Genomic DNA, 21,595 nt, shown 5'->3' with positions numbered 1-21,595 from the left:
GCCTGCTCTACCGTTAATTGGTACTAGGCGCGCTCTCGTTTCCTCTCGCCATGCCACCTCCAGGATTTCCATTACTTAACGTAATGCTCGCAGCCTCCGTGCTATCTGTCTTCAACGTGTAGCGGATAATATCGTCAGCCTTTAGGTCTGATAACTTTAGTGTGCTTTCTTTTTGTGCGCCGTTGTCGAAGGTAACGGAGGAAATAGTGGTGTCAGCGCCGATCGTAATGTCTGTGGTTTCTTCAGAGAAGTTCTGCTGCATTCTGCCACCTTGCATACCACCACCCTTCATTCCACCTCCTTGTCCACCTCCACCTTGTTGCGTTCCGCCTTCAGGAGCCGTTCCTTGTTCTCCGCCAGCATTGCCTTGTGGAGCGGCACCTTGTTCTCCCTGTGGAGCCCCTGTATCTTTTCCACCTCCATTTTGTCCAGGTGCCATAGTCATATCCGCAGTATAAATCGTGATCGTGCTCCCACTGATGCTCTTGATTTTGCCAATATTCATAGCTCTGTTAGGGTTGCCGTTTTCATTGGCTCCTGCTGAAGGAGCTGGCTGTGCTGCGGAAGTATCCGTTTGTACTTTGGTGTTTGTATTTGTGCCGCAGCCCGCCAACAATATAGAAGCCAAAAGGCTTCCTGAAATCATAAACGGTATAAGTTTTTTCATTTGACTATTCCTCCCAAGATATGGTTTAGAGAACAATATATCAATCGATTCTGAAAGTACGATGAAAATCAGCTGATGGTTGCCCAAGAAATAGCTCCTCTTTCTGTTGTATAATGGCAATAGTAATTAATCTTCAAGGAAAGAGGCAATACATGACAACCTTACTAGTAACAGGCTATCGTGCGCATGAGCTCGGTATTTTTGATAATAAGCACTTGGGTATTCCCTATATAAAAAAAGCACTAGCGAACAGGTTGATCCCGCTTGTGGAGGACGGAGTGGAGTGGATCATTACGCCTGGCCAATATGGCGTAGATCTTTGGGCCTGCGAGGTGGTGCTTGAGCTAAAGCAGAAGTATCCTGAGCTTAAGCTGGGCATCATTACAGCCCACGCAGCGCCGGAGGAGAAGTGGAAGGAAGAGAAGCAGAACGAATACCGGCGTATTGTTGCTGGCGCAGACTACTACGGAGCGGTTAGCAATGCGCCCTATGACGGCAGCTGGCAGTTCCGGGCCAGAGATGATTTGCTGTTTCGCAAAAGCGACGGTATTTTACTCTTTTATGATGAGGATGCTGCGGAAGGAAGCCCGAAATTCTTTAAGGCCAGAGCGTTGAAGCTGCATACGGAGAGTGACTACGGCCTCTATTTAATTCATTCGGATGAGATTCAGAACATTGCCGATGAAGAGAATCAACGAGGGTATGAGTAGGTTATGAGTGCTTCAATACACATAAATAAGCCCGGAACGAGTGCACCTCAGCTCATCGTTCCGGGCTTATTTAAGTTATAAAGGATGCTGCACTTATCAGATGAAACTCTGCAGTGAAGGTGCCTTACGAACCTTGGTGTACTGCTCAAAGGCATAAGCCAGCTTAATCAGCAACGGTTCCTGGTAAGCCTGTGCCGAGAAGGTAACGCCGAAGGGTGCGCCAGCAGCAGTGTAACCTGAAGGGACTACGATCGACGGATAACCGGCCCGGGAGGTAATTCTGGCTCCGAAATCAGCCGGGAATAGCAGAGCGTCAAGGTTATGCTCCTTCATGACTGCGTCAATTCCCTGCTCCTTGCACAGTTTCAAGTCGGTGGCGCGGTCACGCAGGTATTGCGGATCGGTTAGTGTGCCGGAAGTAGCATATTCGGCATCCATGAGCGTAACCTGGCCATATTTTAGCGTCTCCATGGGGCGGGTATGATTGAAATCAATAATGTCTCTTAACGTCCGCATCGGTGCTCCCGGGCCTAACCGTGATAAGTAGGCATTCAGGGAGATTTTGAATTCGTTCAGCACCACGGAGGAATAACTGATCTCACGTGCTGTCCGGATATCGGCGGGGTCAATGATGATCGCACCTTGTGCTCTCATCTGTTCCACGGAAGCATTGAAGAGAGCCAGCTGTTCTTCGGTTAGTTCCTCGAAATAATAATCACGCGGGATGCCAATTCGAGCGCCCTTAAGTCCGTTCTCATCCAGGAAGACGGTGTAATCCTCATGCAGCCTGCCTACGCTTGTGCCCATGGCAGCATCGCTGCTGTCTTTGCCGAGCATGGCGTTTAGCAGCAGTACCGCATCGTGAACCGTTCGGGCCATCGGGCCTGCGGTGTCTTGTGTATTGGAGAGCGGAAGGATGCCTGAGCGGCTAATCATGCCTACTGTAGGTTTAATTCCAATGACAGAACCTAGATTGCCGGGATTCAGGATAGAGCCGGAGGTTTCCGTTCCAACGGATACTGTACAGAAGTTGCAAGCTACAGCTACTGCTGAACCGGCACTGGAGCCACCTGTCGGTGTTGATATATTATAAGGATTTAGTACTTGTCCCCCACGTGAGCTGAAGCCGGAAGGCATGCCGTTGGTCATGAAATTGGCGAACTCGGTCATGTTGGCTTTGCCCATGATGATCGCTCCGGCCTCTCGCAGGCGGGTAACTATGAACGCATCCTCTACGGCAAAAGAATTCGCCAAGGCCAGCGATCCCGCACTGGTATGCATTTTATCCCCTGTATTAATATTGTCCTTCACTAATACGGGTATACCATGCATGGGCCCCCGGGGCCCTTGCAATGAACGTTCCACATCCAGGGACTCTGCGATAAACAGGGCATCAGGGTTGATTTCCAGCACAGAGTTGATAGTAAGACCGTTCTTATCATGGTCAGCTATGCGTTCGAGATACATAAGGACTAATTGATGTGACGTAATCTCACCGGCCTCCAAAGCAGCCTGAATCTCCGGTATCGTCGCTTCTACGATTTCAAAACTCATGTGGGTTCACGCTTCTTTCTCTCTAAGAGTGGGCCTTCCCCTCAATCTAACCACAATTTGCGGTGTCTTCATAGTTTTTCTTATACTAAAATCTTTATCATGATAATATCCCTGCCATACTCAGCTGAATCAACAATATCAATTGCCTCATAGCCAAGCTTCTCATAAAAGCCCTGGGCAGTTATGCTGCTGGGAAGTTTAACTGTTGTTACTCCTGAATCCACTGCGATTCGTTCAATGAAATGAATGAATTCTCGTCCAATCCCTTTATTGTGGTGATTTATATCAATAAAAAGAGTATATATAGTATCTTTATCAAGACTCGCAGTACCGACAATAATGGTATCCTTAACAGCAACATATATTTCTCTTATTTTGGAAAGATTAGAAATGTGGTCTGGAGTAAAAGTTCTATACATATTGTGTATGATCTCTTCACAATAATCTCTGCTATTTATATGGATCAGATTCTCTCTAATAATAGCCGATAAGGTTTGGCAGTCCGCCGCAACATAGTCTCTAATAACTAAATCGTCATTTATAAGAATCACCTCTGTATAAGTATGAAATAACAAATGAAGATATCGCTACTAAAGCCATCGTAATGATGCTATAGAGAGCCTGAGCAGCAACCACCATGTTCATGATGCGGCAAGGATATTTATAGATTTTCCTCCTTCTGCAATAAATGGGAATAGAATCGCTGGATATAATATAAGCTAAGAGGCTGCAATTTACTATGAAAAAGGCGTCACCTTAATCGATCCCTAAAAAAATAAGCCTCTAATCCCGCCAGTACCCGCGGACTTAGAGGCTTTAATATTTAGTTCAACTTAAGGCTGCGCCGGAGTAAAGCCTTCTTCCGCCAGGTACTCTTTGGCTTCCTCAATACTTTCAAAGGCCATTTCCAGATTCAGGCCAGCATAGACATACCATAAATCATCCTCTAGTTTAAGCGTCAACGTATCGTCGTCGCTGTTAACCCAGAGCGAATCTGCTTCGGCCACAACAGCTTTCTTTTTTCTTCGATTCACGACTGGAGCTTCTGGGATGTGCATGGACATGGAGGTGATGGAGGCATCGAGCAGTTCCCGCAGCTCAGCTTCCGACAGCTCGCGAATATTCACGAAGCCCTTATCATCCGTCTCATAACCCCGCAGCAGCCCTGCGTATACATAGCCGTTGCCGTTTGGGTGAAGATGGAACGCTACTATTTTCTTCTCATGCTGGCTCTGCTCGTAGTGATAGTTCACGCGTCCAAGGGACACGTTCTTGCGCTCAAGTACAGAGTAGGTGTCCAGAATAGCTAATTTCTGTTCAAATGTAAGCATATACAGCCTCCGGTTCAGGTTATCATTGTGCACATGATTATAACATGCGGGAGTCCCGCGAGACCACTGATCTTACTCAAGTGGCAAAGTTAGAACAATACAGCAGCCCTGCTCCGGGTTGTCCCCAAGATGGAGGCTTCCGCCCATACATTCGGCCAGCAGGCGGCTGAAGGTAAGACCCAGTCCCAGTCCACGCAGGGTAGTATTCTTGCCGTTGCTGCGAAAGAAAGCAACAAACACAAGCTCCCGGTTACTAGGTGTGATCCCAATTCCATTATCAGTGACCCGGATGGTTGCTTGTTCCCCGATGGTTTCAAGCAATTCGATGGTAAGCTCTACCTTCTTGCCTTGCGCCTTCGCCTGCACGCTGTTGTTCAGCAAATTGACCATGATTTGCTGAATACGCAGCGGATCTCCCCGGACAAATAGGGGCTTCTGCGGCATTAGCAGGATAGGTTCACAGATATCATCATCCTGTGTCAGCTTCCATTGATAGACAATCTCCGCGAGCAGCGGAACAGCATCCAGCCTATCGTGGCGGACGGATACTATGCCGGCCGTGAGGGCGTTGTAATCCAGTAGATCTGCAACCATATGCTGTAGCCTGCCCACCTCCAGCAGAGCGATATCGAGGAATTCTTCAGCTTCCTCTCCTTCGACGACACCTTCACGAACGGCAAGCACGAGACCTTTGATGGAAGTTACCGGAGTCTTTAGCTCATGAGATACGCCGGCCAGCATGACAGCCCGGGACTGCTCGAATTGCTGTAATTTGCCCGCCATTTCCTGAAAGGAGACGATAAGCTCATGAATTTCCCGCTCCTTGGCTCCTTTTTCCAGCCCGATGTTATATTGGCCACTGCTGATCTGGACGGCTGCCGCCGCCACTCTTTGAATAGGCTTGGCGAGTTTTCGGGATAAGAGGTAGATGGTCAGCCAGCTCAGGATGATCAGAAATAGCAGGATGATCGAGAAGAAGATGATTTCGTCCTGCGGGATATGGCGCAGCGATTTCTTGGATTGCATAACGATAACCTGGCCTAATACCGCATTATCCGCTTTGATAGGGGCGACGGCCCCCTTGTACTCCGAGTTACGGGAATCACTCAAGCTGTCTTTAATCTTCAACCGCATTTGGTTCTCAGTCAGCGGCGGCATAGAGTACAGCATTTGTCCCTGCTTATCTGTAATAATGACGCACATTTCTACCGTTAATTTGAAGAACCGCTTCCGGTCCTCAATGAGCTTCCCCAGATTCTGGCTGATCTCAATCGTGCCATTCGCGCTAACACTGCGGTCGGCAATCTCCTGCGCCAAGAGGCCGGTGGTCTGCATGCGGTTATCCATCGCTTCCTGCTGAATCCACCAGAAGGTAGTCAGCGCAGTGAGCAGCAGACCAACACTGATGATCAGCAGGTATCTAACCGTCCAGTAGGAGAGGATAGAGGTTCGCTTCTTTAGGTTGTCCATAATTGGTACCCCGTCCCCCTTAGTGTACGAATCTCTCCCTCACTTGCTGGCCAGTGAGACAGCGCTTGGCGTACTCTTTTGATGGAGAGGTCCACCGCCCGGTCACTTCCTTCGTAATCCATCTCCCACACATGCTCGATTAGCTGTTCCCTTGTACAAATCTGATTCGGCCGTTCGGCTAAGAATAGCAGCACGGACATATCGCGAGGACTGAGGTTGACCTCGGCGCCGTTCAGAAAGAGGCAGCGCGCGCTGTAGTCGATGAACAAGCTGCCGAAATGCCGCTTGCGGCTGCCGTCAGACCACTGCGAGGGGCGGCGCAGCACTGCATTCACGCGGGCTACTACCTCCTCCGGAATAAAAGGCTTAGACATATAATCGTCGGCACCGCCGTCCAATCCCGCCAGCCGGTCGTTAATGCCGTCCTTTGCTGTCAGCATGATCACCGGACAGCTGCTCTTCTCCCGGATCAGGCCCAGCAGCTCGAAGCCGTCCATATTTGGCAGCATAATATCTAGCAGGATAAGCGATGGAGGAGATTCTGCAAAGGCCTCCAGCGCTGCTATACCGTCCGCAGCCCGGGTGACGCTGAAGCCTGCTTTTTTGAGATAGGCACTGAGGACTCTGGCGATCGCTTCTTCGTCCTCGACTATCAGAATGGATTTCATATTCATAAGGAGTCTCCTAAAAGTTATTCTGATCTAAATGGGCTCTAGCTCCAAATCAAAGGTTGACCCAGTGAACCGGACTGAGAAGCTCCTATTTGTTCGAAATCAGGCGATTTGGGAATTTGACGGACACTAGGGACACTATTGACCCAATTTCCTCCCCTAAGAACCCGTTTCCGCTTCAATAGCGTATTCTGAGTCCGCTTCCTGTGCCCAAACCCCTTCAAAAGTGAAATAGCGGCGCTACTGTCCGCCAGATTTGAACTGCAACTTTTCAGGCTTTATATGTTTGCCTCATTGTATCTTCGCTCGAATTCATCAACCGCTAATTTTGGTTCTGAGCCCTGAAATGTTGCCTAAAATTACGACAAGTTTACCACAAGACAGCAAGCGTTGCTTCGACTTCTTCCCGACTTATTGCTTTGTTAGAATGAGGAACGAGCTTGCACAATACAAAGAAATCGGATGGAGGAAACAGGATGAAGAAAAAAACAATAGCCATGATCGCTGCCGGAGTAATTATCGTAGGAGTCATTTCAGGTTATACATGGCTTAATAAGTCTATGGGGAATAATGTTGAGATCGAATCCGTGATTCCTACGCAGACACCAGGGACAGAAGCCGCAGACACGCCAGCCGCTACGAACGCTAGTACAGACACGGCGGGGGGTGCGGCGGTTACAGCAGAGCAATTAAATGGAGACTGGACGATTGCCGACACTTCTAAAGTATATTGGTCCGTAACGACCTCGCAGGAAACCGTGAACTTTGTAGACAATTCAGTTAAAGGCAGCTGGAAAGTGAATCTGGACGATATCACCACGATGACAGGAGAAGGAACCGTGGATATGAGCGCGCTGGATTCCGGCAACGGCCAAAGAGACGAGCATGTAAAAGGAGACGATTTTCTGGCGGTTGCCGCTAATCCCACTTCTACCTTCGTGGTGAAGTCGTTCTCTGAGTTGCCTGCTGAATGGACAGAAGGAACCGCAGTACCGGTTGAAATGCAGGGGACACTCACCGTAAAAGGAATTGCAAAGGACGTTACCTTTGCTGCTAAAGCTGCTTATAGTGGTGGCCAGCTGCTGCTGTCAGGAACGACGACTGTAACCTTTGCCGATTTCGGGATGACTAGCCCGCACTCTATTGTGCTGGATGCAGAGAATAATCTACTGGTAAGCTTGGAGCTTGTGCTGACGAAATAATAGGTAGCTTAATAATAGGAGGGACGTTTTCTTAGCCGAATATGGCGACGGAAGGCGTCTTTTTTTGAAAGATAAGAATTTATAGGCTTCACATGATAACTTATCCTTATATTTCTCGAAGAAACGGATGCCATCCCTAAAAGGACGGTAAAGTCGTTTCTTTTTGCATGTCCATTCCAGTCTCCTCAGAGAAACAATTCAATCATTCCTGTGTATCATATGGTATAGATCATACAGAATAGAGGTGAATTCCCTGATAGAAGTAGCGGCAGCAATTATACATAATGGTGAAGGACAGCTATTGATCGCTCGGCGGCGATTGGGTAAGTCGCAAGAAGGCTTGTGGGAATTTCCCGGGGGCAAGGTAGAAGCGGGTGAAAGTATCCCTGATTGTCTGCAAAGAGAGTTGCAGGAGGAGATGGGCATCACAATTATTCCTTACGAGGCCTTTGGGACGAATGAGCATAGCTATGGCAAGATACAGATCAGGCTGATTGCCTGGCACGCCGAATATCGCGGTGGAGAAATCAAACTGCTGGATCACGATGATTACCGCTGGGTGTACCCGGGCGAATTGGGAGCGTTTGTGTTTGCGGCGGCGGACATCCCTTTTGTAGAACAACTGCTGCAGGAATCTTATCAATAGAAGGAGCTGCTAGATGCCTACCTATCAGAAGCTGGTGCGTGACGGGATTCCAGGAATAATTGCGGCACAAGGAAAAGCACTCAGAACAAGGATACTGGATACCGAAGAATATATAGAGCAGCTGCGTATAAAATTAAAGGAAGAAACGGCGGAATATTTCGCGGCGGACAGCGATGAAGAAGCGCTTGAGGAACTAGCGGATATGCTGGAAGTGATCCTGGCATTAGCGTTGACACACGGGTGTGAGGGCAGTTCACTAGAACGGATTCGTGCAGACAAAGCAGCGCGGCGCGGTGGTTTTATGGAAAGAATATTTCTGCTGGATGTGGCGGATGAGCTACAGGTGTAGCTATTATTTTAAACGGTAAGGAGGCTACCCTAATGTTCAAAAGCAAACCCACGTTGATGATATGCTGTCTGGTTGCGATCTTCCCTTTTATACTCTACATATATCTGTACCCTAGCATGCCAGACATTGTTCCGATCCATTATACAGGGTCTATAGCAGATAGGTTTGTTATGAAATCGAGCTTTGAGGTTGTTCTACTGAGTGGAATCGGAGTGTTAGGATGTATCATTATGAAGCTGCTGCAGGTGCTCCTGCGCAAGGTTTTTTTGCGTAGCTATATTGAGAATCTTGCCGTGGTAAGTCGTATATGGAATGCAGCAACGATGTTCGTAACCCTAGTACTCGCGGCCATTAGTATCTATGCATTGATGAGCATGGTTTAAGTGGAGTAGAACGACGGCACGGCCATTTCTGCTTGCTTCTGTCGGCCACTTTGATAGAATCAAATAGACTATGCATAATATTGGGGAGGAAAGACTTTAATGACTACGGATAACGCTTACAAGGTAAAATGGGGTATCCTCAGCACCGGCTGGATCGCCCATCAATTCGTAACGGATCTGGCACACGCCAGCAACGGTGTGGCTTATGCAGTGGGATCACGCACTCAGGAAAGTGCTGATGAATTTGCCAAGAATCACGGAGTCCCCGTTGCTTATGCAACCTATGAGGAATTAGTGAATGATCCGGAAGTGGATGCTGTCTATATCGGGACACCCCATCCCTTCCATAAAGATAATGTGCTGCTGGCGCTGCGTGCTGGCAAGGCCGTGTTATGTGAGAAGCCCTTCACCGTCAATAGCGGAGAGCTCGAAGAGATTGTTGCCTACGCTCGTGAGCAAAAGCTCTTCTTGATGGAAGCCATGTGGGCGCGCTGCATCCCGGCTATTATCAAGATTAAAGAGTGGTTGGCCGCAGGCCGGATAGGTGATGTTCGTTTGATAAAAGCCGACTTAGGCTTCCGTTCGGAGTGGAATCCGGAAGGCAGATTGCTTAATCCTAAGCTTGGAGGCGGTGCGCTGCTGGATGTCGGCATCTATCCCATTTCCTTTGCTTCTATGATTTTCGGGCCAAATCCAGAGTCTATATCCAGTACAGTACATATTGGTGAGACCGGAGTGGACGAGCACTTCTCGCTATTGTTATCCTACGGCGGAGGCAGAACAGCGTCGCTGAACGGTGGCATACGGCTGAATCTGCAAGAGGACGCTCAGATCTACGGTACAGAGGGTCGTATTGTTCTTCCTGAGAATGTAGTGAATCCGAGATCGGCCGTGCTTTATGTGGGGGATAAGATCGTGGAGACTTTTGAAGATGACCGCTTATCCATCGGGTATGCCTTTGAAGCTGAGGAAGTTGGACGTTGTCTGCAGGCCGGACTTACCGAAAGTTCAGCCATCACGCTCGATGAGTCCCTGGCGATCATGAAGCTGCTGGATCAAATTCGTGCCTCATGGGGACTCACCTATCCTGGTGAATTGGAGATGCCTAGATGAGTCCCTTATACAAAAGAGTACTGATTCATACAGGATTCTATCTTATACTGTTCTTTCTGATTCCCTATATCCAGAATAATAGCCATGTCATGAATGATCTAGGAACCTTGCTGCTGCTCTTGCTTATGGTCAATCCAGCGGCGGTTATGATTCTTAATGCGGAGGCGGGCCTCCACCAAGGCTTCAATATTGCCCTGTGCCTGCTTCCCGCGCTGTTGTTTGCCCTGTCGGTATTTCTGGTATTTGACGGCAACAGCAGTGCCCAGTTCTATACCGTTGCCTATGGAGTTATCGCTATTGTGAGTAACGGTATTGGAGCCAAGTATAGAAAAAAGAATATGAGAACAGCGAAATGACATTACATCTGGATAGGTACCAAGGTTGCTTAAACGGCTTGGCTATTGGAGACGCTTTGGGTACAACTGTAGAATTCAAACCGCCCGGAACGTTTGCGCCAGTACAGGATATTGTCGGTGGCGGGGTGTTCGATCTAAAGCCGGGACAATGGACTGATGATACCTCAATGGCGCTCTGCCTGGCGGAAAGCCTGCTTGAGAAACAGGACTTTGATCCCGTCGATCAAATGGCGAGATACGTAAAATGGTTCCGCGAAGGCTATTTAAGCAGCACCGGCGTGTGCTTCGATATCGGAAACTCCACACGTGCGGCGCTGCAGCACTTTGAAGCTACTGGCGAAGGTTACAGCGGATCAATGGACCCCCGTGCAGCCGGCAATGGCTCCATCATGCGCTTGGCGCCTGTAGTCATGTACTTTGCAGAGCATCCGGCCAAGGCGTTGGAGTATGCCGTGCGAAGCTCAAGAACAACCCACGCCGCCAAGGAATGTTTCGACGCCTGCCGCTTAATGGCCGCCTACATCCTCGCTGGCCTGCACGGCCAGAGCAAGCAAGAGGTTCTGGAGCTGCACGCTTACCGCGAAAGGTTGCAGGAGGGGACACTGGGTCGCAGCATCCAGAACATTCTGGATGGGTCCTATAAAGTCAAAGAACCGCCAGACATCAAAGGCTCAGGATATGTTGTGAAATCACTGGAAGCGGCGATGTGGGCCTTCCATAAAACCTCCAGCTTCGCCGAAGGCGTCTTGCTCGCCGTCAACCTGGGCGATGACGCCGACACTACCGGCGCTGTATATGGCCAAATCGCCGGAGCCTATTATGGGCTCAGCGGCATTCCGGCAGAGTGGAGAGAGAAGCTTGCTATGGGGGAGCTGATTGAGGATTATGCGGGGCGGTTGTTTGGGGAGCGGGCTGGGGAGTGAATGGGGATGTTTTATTCCTATAATCGTGTATAAACAGAAACTTCTCAGGTAGCTATTGAAAGAGGCGAATTTCGGATCGTGGATTTTTTTTGCTGAATAATAAAATACTTGAAGGAATTTCCAAAGTTTTCTTGAAAGATAGAAGTACCTGAAATCGATGTACAGCGCCATTGGGAATGGGAGTAGTTGGCAACCGGATGTCGTGTTCTAGGCTTCGGTTATCCGTTTCAGTTGGACGGCCCTTTCGTTGTCTGCGCGGTTGATCATCCGTTCGGGTAGTTTATACGGAAAAGAGGAAATTAAGCTGATGTCAAAGATTCAGTTGGGCAGTACTCGATTAACAGGAGCGGATGGCGTTCGTGCGATCGCTTGCCTGTCCGTCATCCTGCATCATTTGTCTCAACGACTGGTGATGCCTGCACAAAAGCCTTGGCTTCAAGAAGTGCAGTCGGTTTTCTTGCTTGGGAACAGCGGGGTCAGCTTGTTTTTCTTGTTAAGCGGATTTTTGTTGTCGTTCCCCTTTTGGAGCGCTTATTTGGGAAATGAGCCTTATCCGAGTATCCGAACGTATGCTGTGCGTCGCGCTGCAAGAATTATGCCCGGTTTCTATGTTTCATTCTTGGTTTGTCTGTTGCTTGTATGGAGGCTGGACATTCCTACGGAGTTCTTATGGCGGCGAATCATAACGGGTTTCACGTTTACATCGGGCTTCCACTATACAACTTTTTTTCCGTCAGATTTGAATGGGCCATTCTGGTCGATCAGCTTCGAGGTATTTTCTTACATACTTATGCCTTTGTTTATGATTTTATTGTTTATGCTCAGTAAAAGGCGTTCATTCGGAAAGGCGATCTTGTTCTGGGTCATCGTGTTCGGATTGGTGCTTGTTGCAAACGCTCTCATCTATCAGTGGTTTACGCCAAGCGAGCAGGACCGGGGCTGGGATTATGGTCTGATTGGCGGTGCGAAATTCTGGATGCCGAATTACAATCCCGTCGGATTCTTCGGCCACTTCTCAATCGGTATCCTGGCGGCGGGCGTAACAACCGTGATCATGCAGCGCGGCGCTGCAATCGAACGGTTGCGCAAGCTCGGGCTGTTCGACGCCGTCGGGGCAGTTGCTTTGGGTCTTGCCGGCTTGCTGATCTGGCGTATGCGCCACCAGGGCGAATTCGACTTCAGCCTCCAGAAGCAGCCATACTACTTCCCGGCTTATGCTATTTTGTTCGGAGTGGTGCTGCTGTCGGCACCGTTCAGCGTGATATTAGGGCGTTTGCTGGATAACCGCTTTTTCCGGTTTACCGCGAAAATTTCGTTCGGCCTGTATATTTGGCATTATTTGTTCATTACGTTAATCGAAAAGTACGGTATCAAGGATTATCACTATTCCGGGATTAGGGACGTGTGGCGATGGCTCGGCATCAGTATATCCGTCGTCGCCATCTCGTATGTAGCAGCGACGATCTCTTATTATGTCATAGAGCAGCCGTTCATCAATTGGTCGAAGGGCAAGCCGTTCTTTCGGCGCAAGCGGGCGGAAATACAGTCGGGTACAGCCGCATAAGTGATTTCTCAATAGAGGATCTGGGCTGGATTAGCTGTGACTTGGATAGAGAGTTTTTAGCTACTTTAAAGAATACTCAATGGTGAGTTTGTGGATTTAAGAGAATATATTATAGTGTAACAATGATTAACAGAAGGGTAGGTCTATGACTTGCTCTTTTTTGTTTTGATAAAAGAATTGGTATATAAATACAGATAGGCATGAATTTAAAAGGTCTATTTCGTTTTGTTTAATAATATGTAAAATCAGATAACTGGATTGATAAAGGGAGGAAAAGTGTGTTTCTGAAAAAGGTTTTGATAGAGTTGTAAAACTATTGATTGAGCAGTGGAATGAAAAATGGTCTGTATGATGGGAAAGTGGACTATAAAGATATTCCTCGTTACAGGATGTCATTCAAACTATCTGATACCATTCCGCTCTTTAGATGCAGTTATTATATCCTCGGAAGAACCGATTGCTCCGCAGTAGCTGCCTTCACCAAAGTCGATTTTATCCTCCCCATTTATGGACACTATAATTTTTGACTTAATATAGACTATTGGAGATGAATAATTGTTGTTAATAGGGATGATCCCCATATTATCAAGTCCCGAATCATCATTAATGAATAGTTGATCTCCATAATGAATTTTGGTTATTTTCCCTGTTGATTGTATTACGGAATACTCATACGGAAACTCTTTGCCATTGGCAGTAGCAACGGGCGAACTCCAGACATCCACAATATCTGCGCTTTCTTCGTTTACATCGAATATCCATTTTCCTATAGGATACTTGATGGCTTCGTTGGATTTTAGAGTAATGACGATTCCTGAGGTTTCATAAATGCCCGTGGTATTAGCAGTATAGTTAAGTGTGATGGCATAAGAAGAATAGTGCTTAACGCTCTGCTTAGTATCTTCAATACCAAAATTACTGATGGGAATATCCTTACTAATGTCTACAAATGTGATACTAGCCACATCATCCGGTTCAAAGGGTTCATTCTCAAAAAACAATGTAACCGCAATTGCATTCTCCGTATTTTGTTCGATAGCTATATAAGCATCCATCCAAGCAAAAAACCCATTGTGTTTGTTATTAGTCGGTTTAGAACAGCCAGAGGATAGGATAATCGCTAACCATATAATGACGATTCTATTTAGTTTTTTCATTGGACCTCCTTCTACCGTCATGTGAATATACCTCGGGAATTAATACCATATTACTCCATTTAATCGGTAAAATAGAACGGATACTCACTTTTATTTCAGCAGGATTACTATGAAGTTTGAGTGTCTAACACTAGTTATTTTTATAAAGAGTAATCTTATCTTAAAGCAGCAATCACATTCCCAGTGATTGCTGTTTTTCTTTCTGTCCGAGTACTGATTAAAATCATATGTTCTATAGGGCTTGGACTATCAGAAGTTAGTAGAGATCAATAAGGCTGTCTTTCTGCAATAATCCCATCGGCCGCCTCTCTCTCCACAGCCTATCAATCATCTTGCGCGCGATGCTGACGTTCGGAGGGATAACGAGCAGATTTGTTGGCTGTCAAAACACGTGATGTTCTTAACCTAGAGGCCAACCTCTTCTATGATTTCCTGCTGTACATAGAAGTTTGTCATTTTCCCGTCATTGAGCTCAGTTATAATTCTCTTAAATATAAGTAATGTAAATTAAGGAGATGAGGAATATACATGAAAAAATCTTCAATATGGAGAATGTTGTTAATTTCGGCTTTGGTTTTAGTTGTGTTAAGTGGTTGTGCCGTAAATAAAAGCACAGTAATTATTAATTATTTGAATGGGAATCCAGATAGTTCGGAACAAGTATTCCTAAGATATTCAGATGGTACGGTAGTGCAGGCACCTGATCCTGGAGCAGGCATAGTAGCAACTGTCAGTACTGATATCACTAAAATGATTGTAGGCGGGTATGTGACCGATAATAACGTAAGCTGGGTTCCTAATATTGCGTATTACTTGGATGCGATTTCAGTGCAAATAAGTAAAATTCAGGAAACTAAACCCACACACGCTGTTGACCATGTGGTGTTGGCTAAACCCATAGCAAGGGATTCCGATTACAAAGAGTATGTTGATGTAACCTTTGCTGTTTATGGTACGGATGGTAAGCTTGTGGATGGCAGTACAGAGGTGTTCGTACATGCCAGTGATCCTAATTTAGAATTTTATGAATATGATAATGGATGGAATACAGTAAAAGAAGGGGACTCCAATCAAACGGTCAACGGCTTGGTTACCTTTCGGATCCATTCGGACACTATAGATGTTCCGACAGCGATATCGTTGTATTCGGGTTCGAAATTAATTGCTGATAATTTTTTTCATAAGGTAACTGGCATTGATGTAAGAACTGTCGGAGATGTCTATTCCTTGCATACAGGTGAATCTTTGGCTATGAATGCAGCCATATTACCTAAAGATGCTGCTAACCAGGCAGTTACTTGGTCCGTTGTAGACGGCACAGGATCAGCTACAATTGATGCGGATGGCTTGCTGAACGCTGTATCAGCCGGAACTGTAACCGTACGAGCTACAGCTGCTGACGGCTCTGGAATAGTTGGATCAAGAACGATAACAATCGATGATATTCCAGTGGACACAATCGCAGTATCTGCTGCAGGTGGAATCTCGACAGTGGTAGCAGGTTCTCTGCTTAACATGAGTGCGACAGTAGCACCTGCCAATGCGACTAACCAAGCTGTCACTTGGTCTGTAGTGAACGGAACAGGTTCTGCGACCATCGATGGGACAAGCGGCGAACTTACTGCAGGGGACCCAGGGACAGTGACGGTGCAAGCTGCCGCTACAGATGGAAGTGGCATTGTTGGCAGTATTCAATTAACGGTAACAGCTGCTCCTATTCCAGTTTCTTCGATAACGATTACTGGTGATTCATCAGTTCAAACAGGTCAGAATATTCAACTAGCTGCAATTAGTGCGCCAGCCAATGCAACCAACCAAGCTGTCACTTGGTCTGTAGTGAACGGAACAGGTTCTGCGACCATCGATGGGACAAGCGGCGAACTTACCGCAGGGGACCCAGGGACAGTGACGGTACAAGCTGCCGCTACGGATGGAAGTGGAATTGTTGGCAGCATTCAAATAACGGTAACAGCACTAACGCCACCTCCAGTTACCATTCTGGTCCATTCGATAACGGTAACCGGAGATCCATCCGTTCAAGTGGGACAATCGATTCAATTGGCTACTACCGTTACACCTGCAAAAGCAACCAACCCAACGGTAGAATGGTCTGTTTATAGTGGAACAGGCACAGCCTCTATCGATGTGAATGGTTTATTAACGGGTATAACAGTAGGTACGGTTACGGTCAAAGCTACGGCAACGGATGGTTCTGCTGTGTTTGGATCGACAGCCGTTGAGATTACAGCGGTGAATACAGGCGGGTCGACACCGACACCAACGCCGACACCGATATCAACGCCGACACCAACACCAACACCGATATCAACGCCGACACCAACACCAACGCCGATACCATCATCAACACCAACGCCGACACCATCGGCACAGCCTGTAGTGAAATTTAACGATCAAGTGGTTAACATTGAGCAAGTTATATCCAGCATTAAGCAAAAGATAGCGGAAGCTGGCGCTAATCCGACTCCGTCCGTATTCACGGATACAACCTCTCATTGGGCGGCTGCTAGTATTGATCTTTTCATTAAATTAGGAGTTGTTAATGGTTATTCAGATGGCAGCTTCCACCCTAATGCAAGTATTACACGGGCTGAGTTCTCTACGATTATTGTTAAGCTATTTGATCTTTCCACTACTGTTACTGGAAGTACATTAAGTGATGTTTCCGGTCATTGGGCGGAATCTTCCATCACTACCTTACAAGAGAAGGGGATTGTGTCAGGCTACTCGAACGGTACATTCAAGCCAAACTTTGCAATCAGCCGCTCTGAGATCATCTCCATAATATCCAAAATTATTGACCTGAACAATGTGGTTACCACTACATCATTATCTAATTTCTCAGATATTGATAATACATGGAATAAGGCTCAGATTGAGAAAGCAGCCGCAGCCGGCATTATTCGCGGTGAGGGAAAGGGAGCATTTCTCCCGGATAAGCAAGCTTCTCGTGCGGAGGCATTAACCATTGTGTTGCGCGTGCTTCAAACAAACCCAGAGCTTAATGTACTTCTAGAATCTATGAAGTAAAAGCTAATATGAAGTAACAATATGAAGTAAAAGCCAAATGGCAAGCCTCCAATCAAACGGAGACTTGCCATTTTTTCTGCTGATTTAGTTCTGGGTAGGAACGGCTTCCTCATGTATCTCTTTCCACAAGCCAATCAATCATCTTGCGCGCGATGCTGACGTTCGGAGGGATAACGGGTAGGTTGTCCAGATCGAACCAGTCCGCATGGACAATCTCTTCGCCGTCTACCGTGATTTCACCACTCTCGTACTCTGCCAGGAAGCCGATCATCAATGAATGAGGGAAGGGCCATTGCTGGCTGTCAAAATACGTGATGTTCTTAACCTTGAGGCCAACCTCTTCCATGATTTCCCGCTCTACACAGTCTTCCAGCGTTTCTCCAGGCTCGACGAAACCAGCAATCAGTCCGTACATATTATTCTGAAAATGCTCGGAATGGGCCAGCAAGATTTGCTTGTCCTTCATGATGGCGGTAATTACCGCGGGAGCCAGCCGGGGATAGCTGATCAGACCACATTGCGGGCACACTCGGGAGCGCTCACTTTGCGACAGGTCCGTGAGCGTACCGCAGCGGCCGCAATATTGATGTGTCTCGTCCCACGCAATCGTCTGCACTGCCTTGCCTGCCAAGTGAAACAGGTCCTCATCCATAAGCTCATACAATGAACGAAGCGGGCGGAAGGTCAGACCCTCAGGCTCGGGGGATTCTGCGGACACCTCCACAGCATAACAAGGAATACCTTCCAGAGTTCCGAGATATAATGTTCGGATGGGAGCAAGCGGCAGGGATTCAATACCCTGAACTAACGGAATAACGAGCCTGCCGGATACGTCCTGTACCAGCAGCTTGCCGGAGCTGAAGATGAACCAGTAAGTGGGGTCTACAAAGTCCGGGTTGGCGATTATCGCCGGAATGTAGCGTTTATAAATGCTCTCTTTACGGTTGGACATGAGTATAACCACCTTTTCTTTTGCCTAAATAATCGATTAATAAAATACTTTGTTATGCAGCAGATCAAGCGCAGCTTCGATATCTTTAAGCTCTTCGGCGGACAACTGCTGGATGCGTTCCACAAATCGAGATTCAATCTGTCCGAACGCCTCGTGCATCATCGCTTTTCCTTTTGGAGAGAGACGAATATATTGCTTGCGCCGGTCTTCGTCGTCGGCCACCTTTTCGCATAATTGCTTTTCCGTTAATTTCTTCAGTTCCCGGCTCGTGTTCGGCATCGACATATGCAAACATTCACTGATCTCACTAAGCGTAACCGGCTGACTGACGGCAAGATACTCCACAATCTTATACTGAACAGGTGTAATCATTTCCGATTTCACACCTTTGGTCATGTCGTATGTTATTTGATGAACGGCAGCTGTAAAGGCCACGAATTTTTGGAACAACATGTTCTGATCCACAAGATCACCTCTATCTGACACGATAGCAGAATTGTTATCATTAAACAATTATCATAATATAATTATCATTTGACAACTAAATTCAAAATGTGTTACCTTTTACTTATCAAATGATAAGTAAAGGAGCTTTACTATGAATATGCTCATTATTTATACTCATCCGAATCATCGCAGCTTAAGTTATGCTTTTTTAGAGGAAGTCATCCGGGGTAGTGAAGAGAACTCTTCTATTGAAAAGGTAAAAGTATTGGATTTGTATGAGGAAGGGTTTAACCCGGTTCTAGTCTTTAATGAGAATAAACGCCGCAGAGATATGTATACGGATCCGGATTTTGCCGCTTACAGAGAACAGCTTATGTGGGCGGACAAAATTGTGCTGGTGTATCCAATTTGGTGGGGGCGTCCACCGGCTATGCTGATGGGATATATAGACCAGATGTTTGCAGCGGGATTTGCGTATAAGGAAGTGGGCAAGCTTATGCCGGAGGGACTGCTCAAAGGAAAGTCAGTAGTGTGTATTTCCAGTATGAAGGGACCGGCCCATTACCCGCTGCTGATGCTCAATAACGCTCATAAAGCATTGATGCGAAAGGCGTTGTTCAATTTTGTAGGCATCCGAAAAGTGAAGTTCTTCGAGTTTGGCAGCATGGAAAGTCCCAAGGGCAAGCAGAAGCAGAAGCTGAACAAGATCTATCGTTATTTTAAAGTGATGGAAGGTTGACTTAAAAACTAAAGAAAAGGCAAAAGTAACGGAGGGGAATTTTGGAACTGTAGGAGCGATAGCGACCGCCCGAAAGCTTTCCGTAGGAAAGCTCGCATCGTAAGCATAAGCTGTCTCCGGATTTCATCCGCTAAGAGCGGAATAAATCAAGAAAGTCTTACGACAACAGCGGCCGGAAGTCCAAACATTCACCGCAGTTACGATTAAAGCCGATTCAGGAGAATCTCAAGTTCAACTTATATATTTTTTAACGTACCATTAAACTCAAACTCCCCACCTTATCCATCACAAACACCGGCACGTATTGCTCCCCGATATCCGTCATAATGAATTCGTAGCCATTCTGGAACTGCCCGCTGATCACTGCGGAGCCGGTTACAGAGCCTACATCACCTTTAAGCGAAAGGTAACTTCCATCGGAGTAGGCAACCCATTTGCCGTTAAGGTCTACACCAATCTCGCAGTTTAAAGATACATTCTCAAAAGGATGATACTCCAGATCGGACGTAGTAATTACTGGGTACTCCTGCACGATTTCAACAAACTGGTAAGCCCCGTCCAATTTACGGTATAAGGCCGTCTGGTCATCAACACCGTCTCCGAGGTCCGCATTAGTTACAATAATGGAATCATCCGGCTGCAACTCATAGCTTGCGCCTGTAAGAGAGAACAGCACAGAAATACCTTGCGACTGCAACTCGTAAGCGGTGAAAATATTCCGTCCATCGGCCCGCTCGGCCACAGCCAGAATAACGGGCACTTCGGAGGAGGACATAAATCTATCATCAAAAATGAGACTGTGCAGGTTCTCGAATTCAGGAAGAATATCTCCGGTTAAGGTAACCACGCTATTATCTTTATTCATCGCCGCATAAAAAAGGCGTCCGCTGCTATCAGTTCCGGCTACAACCACCTTCGCTCCGTATCGTCCACGGGTGGAGATGATATTGGTATATTTGCCTTGCTCCTCACCACCTGGAAGCAGGCGAACGGGCTCAGCGATATTCCAGGCTAACCTTGTAGCTGCAACTTCTTGCGCAGTATCTTGCAGCGGAGCAAGCTCCCCATATAATTGGATGGACGCTGCATATTGACCTACCTTAGCCAACTTTCCGGCACTTTTAACCAACTTGGCTGTATTTTTATCTATTAAAGTTAACACTTTAGATGAGGCGAAGTCAGCTGAGCTGGCGAACTTGCGATAGGCTACAGCATGTCCGGCAAAGGCTGTGATAGAATCGCTATCCACATCCTTGTTCAAGAAAATTTCCCCGCTGCTTTCTGTCTGTTCCTTCACCCATGGAGCCTTGTAATTATGACTGTTGTAATTGTTTATCAGGGTCAAGGCACTATCCAGCATGGGGGTGAAGCTGCCTGCCGCCGCTAAGGTCTTTAGCTTAGCTGTATCATGCGCCATAAATTTGGAGGCCAACAGTTCGGCTTTGGAGTCGGCAGCTCCGTAATAAGCATCGGGAATGAGCAGCAGATTCCATTTGAAACTATCCTCATTCGTGTCACCACTGGACTGACTCTGTGCAAGCTCAGTGAGAAATTGCTGCTTGAATTGCTTGAAATAGGCTGTGAACTGATCCGAAATGCCTGAAGCTGCTGATAACTGGCGATAATAGGCTTCATAGGGACCTCCGGGCTTCATATATGTAGTCTTCAGGGTGAGCAGGGAGTCATAGCTCTTCATGAATCCGGCAAAATCCTTAGTCGCTGCCTGTGCGCGAGCTGACAACACCAGTGTGCTCAAGCTGCTGCGGATCGTTGTTATGGGAGCCAACTCCGTAAGTCGGCTGGCGATTGACTCTTCTTTATAGTGAATGGACAGATTGGCTGCAGCCTGCCGAAACTGATCCTCCGCGGCAATCAGGTCACCCGCAGCATACAGGCGATCGCCTGCCTGCACCGCTTTTATTTTGTCAGCGATCAGAAATATCTTCTCTCCGAGCAGTACAAACATAAAGATACACAGAATAATCATAATATTGCGCAGGGTTATTATTTGTTTGATCGTCATATAGGGTAGCCTCTTTTTCGAAATATAAGAGAATATCAGTTGGGTGCCGTTCCAAAAGTGGATTTGACGGACAGAGAATCCCTTATTTGGTTCAGAATGACCGATGGGAAGCTTGAGCGGACACCGGTTCCGTTAATTGTGCAATTAGAGTCCCAATTGCCTCGATTTTCGCACAATAGCGGATTCTGTGTCCGCCAGTTTACGAAACTAGCGTATTTCAAGGAAATAGCGGATTCTGTGTCCGGATAATTGATTACAAAAGCTCAACTCGGCGAATCTTGGAATGGCTG

The 21,595-nt window shown here is 47.1% G+C and carries 21 protein-coding genes; 11 read left to right on the top strand and 10 right to left on the bottom strand.

Annotation, left to right across the window (positions count from 1 at the left end):
- Positions 1-13 precede the first annotated feature (13 nt).
- On the bottom strand, positions 14-667 hold the full coding sequence (locus H1230_RS27965) for a hypothetical protein (RefSeq protein WP_239713066.1): 654 nt from the start codon (positions 665-667) through the stop codon (positions 14-16).
- A gap of 152 nt (positions 668-819) precedes the next feature.
- Between H1230_RS27965 and H1230_RS27960 the strand changes: the two genes are divergently transcribed.
- On the top strand, positions 820-1,377 hold the full coding sequence (locus H1230_RS27960) for an SLOG family protein (protein WP_239713065.1): 558 nt from the start codon (positions 820-822) through the stop codon (positions 1,375-1,377).
- Between the two features lie 96 nt (positions 1,378-1,473).
- Here the strand turns inward: H1230_RS27960 and H1230_RS27955 are convergent, their stop codons facing one another.
- From H1230_RS27955 to H1230_RS27935, 5 genes are all read right to left on the bottom strand, one after another.
- Positions 1,474-2,931 carry an amidase family protein gene (locus tag H1230_RS27955; protein WP_239713064.1) on the bottom strand — a complete coding sequence of 486 codons (1,458 nt, stop codon included), beginning with the start codon at positions 2,929-2,931 and terminating at the stop codon, positions 1,474-1,476.
- 80 nt (positions 2,932-3,011) lie between these two features.
- Positions 3,012-3,482, bottom strand: a complete 471-nt coding sequence (locus tag H1230_RS27950) for a GNAT family N-acetyltransferase (RefSeq protein ID WP_275591269.1) — start codon at positions 3,480-3,482, stop codon at positions 3,012-3,014.
- Between the two features lie 282 nt (positions 3,483-3,764).
- Positions 3,765-4,262, bottom strand: a complete 498-nt coding sequence (locus H1230_RS27945) for a hypothetical protein (protein ID WP_239713062.1) — start codon at positions 4,260-4,262, stop codon at positions 3,765-3,767.
- Between the two features lie 72 nt (positions 4,263-4,334).
- A complete protein-coding gene (locus tag H1230_RS27940) occupies positions 4,335-5,732 on the bottom strand; it encodes a HAMP domain-containing sensor histidine kinase (RefSeq protein WP_239713061.1) in 1,398 nt (465 codons plus the stop codon).
- Complete coding sequence (locus H1230_RS27935; RefSeq protein WP_239717605.1) at positions 5,720-6,400, bottom strand: response regulator transcription factor; 681 nt, start codon at positions 6,398-6,400, stop codon at positions 5,720-5,722. The genes H1230_RS27940 and H1230_RS27935 overlap by 13 nt, the downstream gene beginning before the upstream one ends.
- A 479-nt stretch (positions 6,401-6,879) precedes the next feature.
- On the opposite strand from H1230_RS27935, the gene H1230_RS27930 reads away from it, so the two are divergent.
- From H1230_RS27930 to H1230_RS27895, 8 genes are all read left to right on the top strand, one after another.
- Positions 6,880-7,605 carry a YceI family protein gene (locus H1230_RS27930; RefSeq protein ID WP_239713060.1) on the top strand — a complete coding sequence of 242 codons (726 nt, stop codon included), beginning with the start codon at positions 6,880-6,882 and terminating at the stop codon, positions 7,603-7,605.
- 244 nt (positions 7,606-7,849) lie between these two features.
- Positions 7,850-8,251 (top strand): (deoxy)nucleoside triphosphate pyrophosphohydrolase, encoded by a 402-nt coding sequence (locus tag H1230_RS27925; RefSeq protein WP_345773380.1) that lies wholly within the window; start codon positions 7,850-7,852, stop codon positions 8,249-8,251.
- Positions 8,252-8,264: 13 nt separating this feature from the next.
- Positions 8,265-8,600, top strand: coding sequence for a nucleoside triphosphate pyrophosphohydrolase (locus tag H1230_RS27920; RefSeq protein ID WP_239713059.1), 336 nt, complete (start codon positions 8,265-8,267; stop codon positions 8,598-8,600).
- 32 nt (positions 8,601-8,632) lie between these two features.
- Positions 8,633-8,983: a DUF1648 domain-containing protein gene (locus H1230_RS27915; RefSeq protein ID WP_239713058.1), complete on the top strand. Its 351-nt coding sequence runs from the start codon at positions 8,633-8,635 to the stop codon at positions 8,981-8,983.
- 99 nt (positions 8,984-9,082) lie between these two features.
- The gene (locus H1230_RS27910) at positions 9,083-10,096 is read left to right on the top strand and encodes a Gfo/Idh/MocA family protein (RefSeq protein WP_239713057.1); all 1,014 of its coding nucleotides are present in this window, start codon (positions 9,083-9,085) and stop codon (positions 10,094-10,096) included.
- Positions 10,093-10,452, top strand: a complete 360-nt coding sequence (locus tag H1230_RS27905; protein ID WP_239713056.1) for a hypothetical protein — start codon at positions 10,093-10,095, stop codon at positions 10,450-10,452. Before H1230_RS27910 ends, H1230_RS27905 begins: the two co-directional genes overlap by 4 nt.
- On the top strand, positions 10,449-11,375 hold the full coding sequence (locus tag H1230_RS27900; RefSeq protein ID WP_239713055.1) for an ADP-ribosylglycohydrolase family protein: 927 nt from the start codon (positions 10,449-10,451) through the stop codon (positions 11,373-11,375). The genes H1230_RS27905 and H1230_RS27900 overlap by 4 nt, the downstream gene beginning before the upstream one ends.
- A gap of 247 nt (positions 11,376-11,622) precedes the next feature.
- The gene (locus H1230_RS27895) at positions 11,623-12,939 is read left to right on the top strand and encodes an acyltransferase family protein (RefSeq protein ID WP_239713054.1); all 1,317 of its coding nucleotides are present in this window, start codon (positions 11,623-11,625) and stop codon (positions 12,937-12,939) included.
- Between the two features lie 401 nt (positions 12,940-13,340).
- On the opposite strand, the gene H1230_RS27890 is transcribed toward H1230_RS27895, so the two are convergent.
- Positions 13,341-14,096, bottom strand: coding sequence for a hypothetical protein (locus H1230_RS27890; RefSeq protein ID WP_239713053.1), 756 nt, complete (start codon positions 14,094-14,096; stop codon positions 13,341-13,343).
- A gap of 528 nt (positions 14,097-14,624) precedes the next feature.
- Here H1230_RS27890 and H1230_RS27885 point away from each other — a divergent pair.
- Positions 14,625-17,144, top strand: a complete 2,520-nt coding sequence (locus H1230_RS27885) for an S-layer homology domain-containing protein (RefSeq protein ID WP_239713052.1) — start codon at positions 14,625-14,627, stop codon at positions 17,142-17,144.
- A gap of 109 nt (positions 17,145-17,253) precedes the next feature.
- Here H1230_RS27885 and nudC read toward each other — a convergent pair whose 3' ends face one another.
- Both nudC and H1230_RS27875 read right to left on the bottom strand, forming a co-directional pair.
- Positions 17,254-18,096, bottom strand: a complete 843-nt coding sequence (gene nudC / locus H1230_RS27880; RefSeq protein WP_239713051.1) for an NAD(+) diphosphatase — start codon at positions 18,094-18,096, stop codon at positions 17,254-17,256.
- Between the two features lie 36 nt (positions 18,097-18,132).
- Positions 18,133-18,561, bottom strand: a complete 429-nt coding sequence (locus H1230_RS27875) for a MarR family winged helix-turn-helix transcriptional regulator (RefSeq protein WP_239713050.1) — start codon at positions 18,559-18,561, stop codon at positions 18,133-18,135.
- A 133-nt stretch (positions 18,562-18,694) separates the two neighbouring features.
- Between H1230_RS27875 and H1230_RS27870 the strand changes: the two genes are divergently transcribed.
- Positions 18,695-19,282 carry an NAD(P)H-dependent oxidoreductase gene (locus tag H1230_RS27870; RefSeq protein WP_239713049.1) on the top strand — a complete coding sequence of 196 codons (588 nt, stop codon included), beginning with the start codon at positions 18,695-18,697 and terminating at the stop codon, positions 19,280-19,282.
- A gap of 247 nt (positions 19,283-19,529) precedes the next feature.
- Here H1230_RS27870 and H1230_RS27865 read toward each other — a convergent pair whose 3' ends face one another.
- The gene (locus H1230_RS27865) at positions 19,530-21,305 is read right to left on the bottom strand and encodes a hypothetical protein (RefSeq protein WP_239713048.1); all 1,776 of its coding nucleotides are present in this window, start codon (positions 21,303-21,305) and stop codon (positions 19,530-19,532) included.
- Positions 21,306-21,595: the final 290 nt, after the last annotated feature.

This window comes from Paenibacillus sp. 19GGS1-52, assembly GCF_022369515.1.
Lineage (GTDB): Bacteria > Bacillota > Bacilli > Paenibacillales > Paenibacillaceae > Paenibacillus_AQ.
Note: the sequence above shows the minus strand (reverse complement) of the source record. Positions and strands in the feature narration are given on the sequence as shown.

Bases quoted from the DNA above. Each gene is read 5' to 3' on its own strand.
- H1230_RS27900 (WP_239713055.1), top strand. From the start codon at position 10,449: ATGACATTACATCTGGATAGGTACCAAGGTTGCTTAAACGGCTTGGCT.
- H1230_RS27955 (WP_239713064.1), bottom strand. From the start codon at position 2,931: ATGAGTTTTGAAATCGTAGAAGCGACGATACCGGAGATTCAGGCTGCT.
- H1230_RS27885 (WP_239713052.1), top strand. From the start codon at position 14,625: ATGAAAAAATCTTCAATATGGAGAATGTTGTTAATTTCGGCTTTGGTT.
- H1230_RS27930 (WP_239713060.1), top strand. From the start codon at position 6,880: ATGAAGAAAAAAACAATAGCCATGATCGCTGCCGGAGTAATTATCGTA.
- H1230_RS27865 (WP_239713048.1), bottom strand. From the start codon at position 21,305: ATGACGATCAAACAAATAATAACCCTGCGCAATATTATGATTATTCTG.
- nudC (WP_239713051.1), bottom strand. From the start codon at position 18,096: ATGTCCAACCGTAAAGAGAGCATTTATAAACGCTACATTCCGGCGATA.
- H1230_RS27960 (WP_239713065.1), top strand. From the start codon at position 820: ATGACAACCTTACTAGTAACAGGCTATCGTGCGCATGAGCTCGGTATT.
- H1230_RS27915 (WP_239713058.1), top strand. From the start codon at position 8,633: ATGTTCAAAAGCAAACCCACGTTGATGATATGCTGTCTGGTTGCGATC.
- H1230_RS27965 (WP_239713066.1), bottom strand. From the start codon at position 667: ATGAAAAAACTTATACCGTTTATGATTTCAGGAAGCCTTTTGGCTTCT.
- H1230_RS27940 (WP_239713061.1), bottom strand. From the start codon at position 5,732: ATGGACAACCTAAAGAAGCGAACCTCTATCCTCTCCTACTGGACGGTT.
- H1230_RS27920 (WP_239713059.1), top strand. From the start codon at position 8,265: ATGCCTACCTATCAGAAGCTGGTGCGTGACGGGATTCCAGGAATAATT.
- H1230_RS27890 (WP_239713053.1), bottom strand. From the start codon at position 14,096: ATGAAAAAACTAAATAGAATCGTCATTATATGGTTAGCGATTATCCTA.
- H1230_RS27935 (WP_239717605.1), bottom strand. From the start codon at position 6,400: ATGAAATCCATTCTGATAGTCGAGGACGAAGAAGCGATCGCCAGAGTC.
- H1230_RS27945 (WP_239713062.1), bottom strand. From the start codon at position 4,262: ATGCTTACATTTGAACAGAAATTAGCTATTCTGGACACCTACTCTGTA.
- H1230_RS27870 (WP_239713049.1), top strand. From the start codon at position 18,695: ATGAATATGCTCATTATTTATACTCATCCGAATCATCGCAGCTTAAGT.
- H1230_RS27910 (WP_239713057.1), top strand. From the start codon at position 9,083: ATGACTACGGATAACGCTTACAAGGTAAAATGGGGTATCCTCAGCACC.
- H1230_RS27905 (WP_239713056.1), top strand. From the start codon at position 10,093: ATGAGTCCCTTATACAAAAGAGTACTGATTCATACAGGATTCTATCTT.